Origin of the sequence: Methylophaga sp. UBA5088 (genome assembly GCF_002414625.1) — a bacterium.
GTDB lineage: Bacteria > Pseudomonadota > Gammaproteobacteria > Nitrosococcales > Methylophagaceae > Methylophaga > Methylophaga marina.
This window is the reverse complement of the sequence record NZ_DIAC01000134.1, coordinates 14,923-20,502: the sequence shown is the minus strand read 5'-3', so window position 1 is coordinate 20,502 and position 5,580 is coordinate 14,923. Positions and strand designations below refer to the sequence as shown.

Sequence of the window (5,580 nt, the reverse complement as noted above, 5' to 3'; positions counted from 1 at the left end):
CAATCACTGTCATCAGCCAAAGTCCTTCTCGTTCCCGTAGTCGAGGACTTAATATCAACGGTTTACCTGCTAGTTTAACCAACTTAGGATGCTGAAGATAAAAGGCTACCTGAGATCCTGTTAATAGGATGAACCACGCGAGATATAACCAGATCATAAAGAAAAACAAAATAGCAAAGCTGGAATAAATCGCCGTGTAGTTGGATGAAGAAGCCACAAATTTGGCAAATACGGTGCCGACCCCAATCCATAAAGCACCCGCCACTGAAGCACCAATCAATGCCGGACTGAATTTCACTTTTGTGTTCGGTATAAAGGTGTATAAGAACGTAAATGCCGTGATAATCATCAGGTAAGGCAATAGCTTTGTGCCTATCACCAGCAATGTGCCAAAAGGCTCGATACTGCTTAATTGTTGAACAAACTCATGGTTTACAACGGTTGCCACCAGTCCCAATGCTGAAAAAATCAACACCGGGCCAATCATCACCACGCTCAGATAATCCGTAAAACGCCGGGCGAATGATCGCGATCGCTTTACACGCCAGACAAAATTGAACGCATTCTCAATTTTCTGGACCAGCGCAATAATGGTGTAGAACAACATCGCCACACCAATTGATCCTAAAACGCCGACTTTGACGTTCTGCACAAAACCAATAATATTTTCCGTTATTTCGGGACCACGTTCGCCCAGCGGCTCCAACAAACTCAATAACATCGGTTCCATTTGGTTGTGAACACCAAACGCTTTCAAAACAGAAAACGCAACAGCAATTAAGGGGACCAAAGAAAGAATGGTGGTAAACACCAGACTCATGGCACGTAAATTCAACTCACCGGTCGCCAGTTCACGAATCATGATATATGTGACACGAATGGCATTGACCCACAAACGCCATAATGGCGAAGCATCTTCAGCAATGTCTTGCCACAAGGTTATTTCAAAAAAACGTTCAATGCGAAGGCGCTGTTTTTCATAAAAATTTAGAATGGAATTAAACATAAGAACCTAAACCGGATTATCGATATCAATAAAATGATGAGTGATTCCAAACTGTTCCGCCAGCCGTTCACCCAATGCTTTCACCCCATAGCGCTCCGTGGCATGATGCCCCGCCGCCATGTAGTTAATACCTAATTCACGTGCTATATGCACAGTTGGCTCAGAGATTTCACCACTGATATAAAGATCTAACCCCAGTTCAGCCGCCTGCGCTAAATACCCCTGAGCGGCACCAGTACACCAACCAACCGTATTAATTTGGCGATCATGCCCTTGTATTACCAGCGGATCTCGTTTGAGTTGTTGTCGAACATGACTCGTGAACGCAGCTAGAGATACAGGCTCGGGTAGACTCCCACATAAACCTATTGCTGGATCTCCCATACCTGAAATTCGCCCATCAACTTCGATGCCTAACAATGCAGCAAGCTGGGCATTGTTACCTAAGTTTGGATGAGCATCCAAAGGCAAATGATAGGCGATTAAATTAACTTCATTTTCCAGCAATAATTTTAATCTGCGCTGCTTCATACCGATTATTCGGGCATCTTCTCCACGCCAGAAATAGCCATGATGGACGATGACAGCATCGGCATTTCGATCTATTGCTTCCTCCAACAAAGCTTCTGAAGCCGTAACACCGGTCACCAGCGTTGAGATATCCTCACGACCTTCAACCTGGAGACCATTCGGGCAATAATCATTAAAACGCTCAGGCTCTAAAAGTGTATTGATGTAGGCGAGAAATTCAGTTCGGGTTATCATCGACTCAAATCCCTGTGGCTAAGTAAGTCATCACTATAACAAAATGGAGAGCCATCAATGGAAGCAGTCAACATTATTGCACTCAGTATGGGTGCTGCATGGGCAAGCGGGATCAATCTCTACGCCACTATTTTTATGCTTGGTTACATGGGAATCACCGGAAATATTGTCTTACCTGATGAACTTCAGATTCTAACTGATCCGATGGTGATGGCCGCCGCTGGCTTTATGTACTGCGTAGAATTCTTTGCTGACAAAATTCCAGGTGTCGATTCCGGCTGGGATACGATGCATACCTTTATCCGAATTCCTGCTGGGGCGATGCTAGCCGCAGGCGCCGTAGGTGATGTCAGTGCAGCTGCTGAATTAAGCGCCGCGTTATTAGGAGGCAGCTTAGCGGCTGGCAGTCATGCCACCAAGGCAGGTGGTCGTTTATTGATTAATACCTCTCCCGAACCTGTGACGAATTGGGGCGCCTCTATCAGCGAAGATTTATTAGTGATTGCAGGTTTATGGACGGCGCTTCACCATCCAGTACTATTTCTGATAATGCTTGTTGTGTTTGTTGCTTTGATGATTTGGTTACTGCCAAGACTATGGCGCTTGCTTAAAGCTATATTCAGTAAGGTTGGCCGTTGGCTGGGCCTGACAAAAACACCAGAAAGCAGTATGGGCGAATCAACAACAAATACTGAAGACACACCAGTCAAAAAAATCGAGCACGATCCAAACTAATCTTTTTTACGATAAACGGTGCTATGTGGCGTACGAACGAGATCAAAGGCATCGGTGTAACCACTAATTGTTTCTGACGCCCCAAGGAAGAGATAGCCACCTTTGTTGAGTGATTGCGCCATTCGCTGCAGAATGTCTTTTTTGCGATCGGCCGAGAAGTAAATCAGTACATTTCGACAAAAAATAATGTCGAACTTGCCTAAGGTGCCAAAGCTTTGCAACAGGTTCTGAGGTCTAAAACTCACTCGCTGCTTGACTTCATCAATAACACGCCAGCGCTCTCCCTGTTTGGTGAAAAACTGTTGGCGCCGTTGATCAGATAAGCCGCGACCAACGGCCACATCCTCATATTCTGCTTTTTTTGCCTGCACTAACATCGAACTGGAAATATCTGTGGCGATGATTTGACTTGTGGCCAGTCTACTTGACGATACTTTTCGGCAGTATTCACTTAACATCATGCTGATGGTATAGGGTTCCTGCCCAGATGAGCATGCGGCCGACCATATTCTAAGCGACGTTCCTCGCACCTTCTCTAATTCGGGGAAAATCACCTGACCAAGGGTCTCAAAAGGCTGAACATCTCGAAACCAAGACGTCTCATTGGTTGTCATGGCATCAATAACCGCATCACGCAGATGATGGGGCTGACCTCGCTCAACCGCACTAATCAACTCTGACAAGCTTGTCATCTTTTCATCGCGCAACAGACGCGTCAGTCTGCTGACAATGAGATATTGTTTGCCATCCCCGAGAAGAATACCGCAGGCATCTTCTAAGAAACGCTTAAAGCGCTGGTAATCAATATCCGTTATTTCTTGCGTCTGCATAGTGTCTCAGGGTTAAGTGTTAAAAGAATATATAGCATATCGGACAACAGACTTAAACATTTACCCTAACATCCGATAAAGTGATAAATCATTTCGTAAAGATGAAGTAATCAAATGAAAACATGTCTCATCACAGGCTGCTCCAGCGGCATTGGTTTATGTGCCGCCATCACATTACATCAGCGTGGCTATAAAGTCGTGGCCACGGTACGTCAGGACAGCGACAAAGCAGCGCTTGAGGAGCAAGGTATCCATACCATCATTATGGATTTAGCGGATGAAAACAGTGTGAGCGCAGGTTTTCAACAAGCATTAAACTATCTTTCTCATCAACTGGACGGGCTGTTTAATAATGCTGCTTTTGGACAACCAGGTGCCGTTGAAGACTTATCACGCACCGCACTGACAGAACAGTTTGAAACGAATGTATTTGGTACACAACAGCTAACCAATCTGGCTATCGCTCATATGCGCCAACAAGGCTATGGACGCATTATTTATAACAGTTCGGTCTTGGGATTAATCGCCTTAGCTTACCGGGGCGCCTATAACGCCAGTAAATACGCCATAGAAGGTTTGGCTGATACCTTACGAATCGAACTCCATGGCTCTGACATCCATGTCAGTCTGATTGAGCCAGGCCCAATCAGCAGTCGTTTTCGCGACAACGCCTACGCAAAGTATATGCAGCATATTAATAAAACTCACAGCGCTCATCGCCAAACTTATGAAGCGATGGAAGCCAGACTCAAGAAAAAAGGCCCAGCCGCCCCTTTTACGCTGCCTGCAGATGCTGTTGTAAAAAAATGTATTCATGCCTTAGAAGCTAAAAAGCCTAAAAGACGTTACTACGTCACTTTTCCTACTTATCTTTTTGCATATAGTAAGAGACTACTGCCAACAGGTGTACTAGACTGGATGTGCCGTAAGGTCTCCGATAGCTAGCTTGAAAGGATGCGTATCATGAACGAGCTGTCATCATGAGAAGTACCAGACACTCCAATTCAGTCTCCATGACTCAAAACTGGATTATGGTAAGCAGTGTTTTATCCGCTGTCATAGCGCTTGGTACTTTCTTCTTAATACGTTATTTTTTTCCGACATTTTCATCTATCACCTGGATTGCAGGAGCACTGAGTGTTCTCTCTTATTTATGTCTCACTCTATTGTTTTCTCGCTACATTATTCGCCCTCTGCAGTCAGGCATCGATGAGATAGGTCAACTGACTCTCTCCATCCCACTGGTTGCCAGCAAAAAATACATTGAGGCCCGCGAGCAATGTGAAAAAATCGATGAAGTCCAGTCAGACCCGGCCATCTTGAAGCTGAAACAAGCGCTGTGTGATTTAGCTAGTATGCTTGAAGCACTGGAAAGCAAGGTTAGTCAACGTAATAAAGCGGTATTTAGAGCCCATCAAGCCTTGAAGAGTGAACGCGATTTCATCACACAACTTGTTGATACCGCTCAAATGATTGTGATGACTTCAGACGATCAACACATCATTCAGTTATTCAACCAATATGGTGAGCAATTGACCGGTTTTAGTCGTGACGAAGTGGAAGGTTCGGATGTCGCACGTTTTTTCCCTCCTGGTCACTGGTCCGAAACCGATCATATTCTGAAAGAGCTGCTACTTGGTAACATCCAAATTGCGCAGCAAGAGGCTGAACTTGTTGATAAAGCAGGACATTTAAAACAAATCTCTTGGTTTCATTCACGTGTAGAAAGAAATAATGAAACAACACTGATTCTCTCTGTGGGTCTTGATAATACACAAACCCGAGCAGCTGAAAAGCGTATCGTCTGGATGGCAGAACATGATCCATTAACGGATTTATGTAATAGAAGAAAGTTTACTGAAGAATTCGAAAAGTCATTGCAAACAGCCATTCGTTATCAACATAACAATACGCTTTTGCTACTGGATTTAGATCGCTTTAAAGATATCAACGATACCAGTGGCCATCGAGCTGGTGATGAAGCCTTAAAGCTTGTCGCAAAAACCCTCAATAGAATCACACGTTTTACTGATTTTGTTGCCAGGCTAAGTGGTGATGAATTTGCGATTATCATGCCGGAAAGTGATGAAGCTGGCGCCATCACTCTGTCGAAAAAGATACTGGCTGAGCTATCAACCATTCATCTGAATTATGCGTCTGTGCGTCATACCATCTCGGCCAGTATTGGTATCGTCAACTATCCCCTACAAGATGCCACGACCAATGAACTTATAGGCTTTGCAG

6 protein-coding genes are annotated in these 5,580 nt (G+C 44.6%); 3 read left to right on the top strand and 3 right to left on the bottom strand.

Annotated features, from left to right (window positions below; translation table 11 throughout):
* Together B4K20_RS16570 and B4K20_RS16565 are read right to left on the bottom strand one after the other, a co-directional pair.
* A partial coding sequence (locus tag B4K20_RS16570; RefSeq protein ID WP_289283768.1) for a YihY/virulence factor BrkB family protein occupies positions 1 to 1,006 on the bottom strand: 1,006 nt, incomplete at its 3' end.
* Positions 1,007 to 1,012: 6 nt separating this feature from the next.
* Positions 1,013 to 1,771, bottom strand: a complete 759-nt coding sequence (locus B4K20_RS16565) for a Nif3-like dinuclear metal center hexameric protein (RefSeq protein WP_289244595.1) — start codon at positions 1,769 to 1,771, stop codon at positions 1,013 to 1,015.
* A 57-nt stretch (positions 1,772 to 1,828) separates the two neighbouring features.
* On the opposite strand from B4K20_RS16565, the gene B4K20_RS16560 reads away from it, so the two are divergent.
* A complete protein-coding gene (locus tag B4K20_RS16560) occupies positions 1,829 to 2,506 on the top strand; it encodes a DUF4126 domain-containing protein (RefSeq protein WP_289283767.1) in 678 nt (225 codons plus the stop codon).
* On the opposite strand, the gene B4K20_RS16555 is transcribed toward B4K20_RS16560, so the two are convergent.
* Positions 2,503 to 3,336, bottom strand: coding sequence for a CheR family methyltransferase (locus B4K20_RS16555; RefSeq protein WP_289283766.1), 834 nt, complete (start codon positions 3,334 to 3,336; stop codon positions 2,503 to 2,505). The two genes, B4K20_RS16560 and B4K20_RS16555, sit on opposite strands and share 4 nt — an antisense overlap.
* Positions 3,337 to 3,450: 114 nt before the next feature.
* Between B4K20_RS16555 and B4K20_RS16550 the strand changes: the two genes are divergently transcribed.
* Positions 3,451 to 4,281, top strand: a complete 831-nt coding sequence (locus tag B4K20_RS16550) for an SDR family NAD(P)-dependent oxidoreductase (RefSeq protein ID WP_286305646.1) — start codon at positions 3,451 to 3,453, stop codon at positions 4,279 to 4,281.
* A gap of 35 nt (positions 4,282 to 4,316) precedes the next feature.
* Positions 4,317 to 5,580 (top strand): sensor domain-containing diguanylate cyclase (locus B4K20_RS16545; protein WP_289283765.1); only part of this gene is annotated, 1,264 nt, incomplete at its 3' end.

Coding starts and splice junctions, on each gene's coding strand:
- B4K20_RS16555 (WP_289283766.1), bottom strand. CDS start 3,336: ATGCAGACGCAAGAAATAACGGATATTGATTACCAGCGCTTTAAGCGT.
- B4K20_RS16565 (WP_289244595.1), bottom strand. CDS start 1,771: ATGATAACCCGAACTGAATTTCTCGCCTACATCAATACACTTTTAGAG.
- B4K20_RS16560 (WP_289283767.1), top strand. CDS start 1,829: ATGGAAGCAGTCAACATTATTGCACTCAGTATGGGTGCTGCATGGGCA.
- B4K20_RS16550 (WP_286305646.1), top strand. CDS start 3,451: ATGAAAACATGTCTCATCACAGGCTGCTCCAGCGGCATTGGTTTATGT.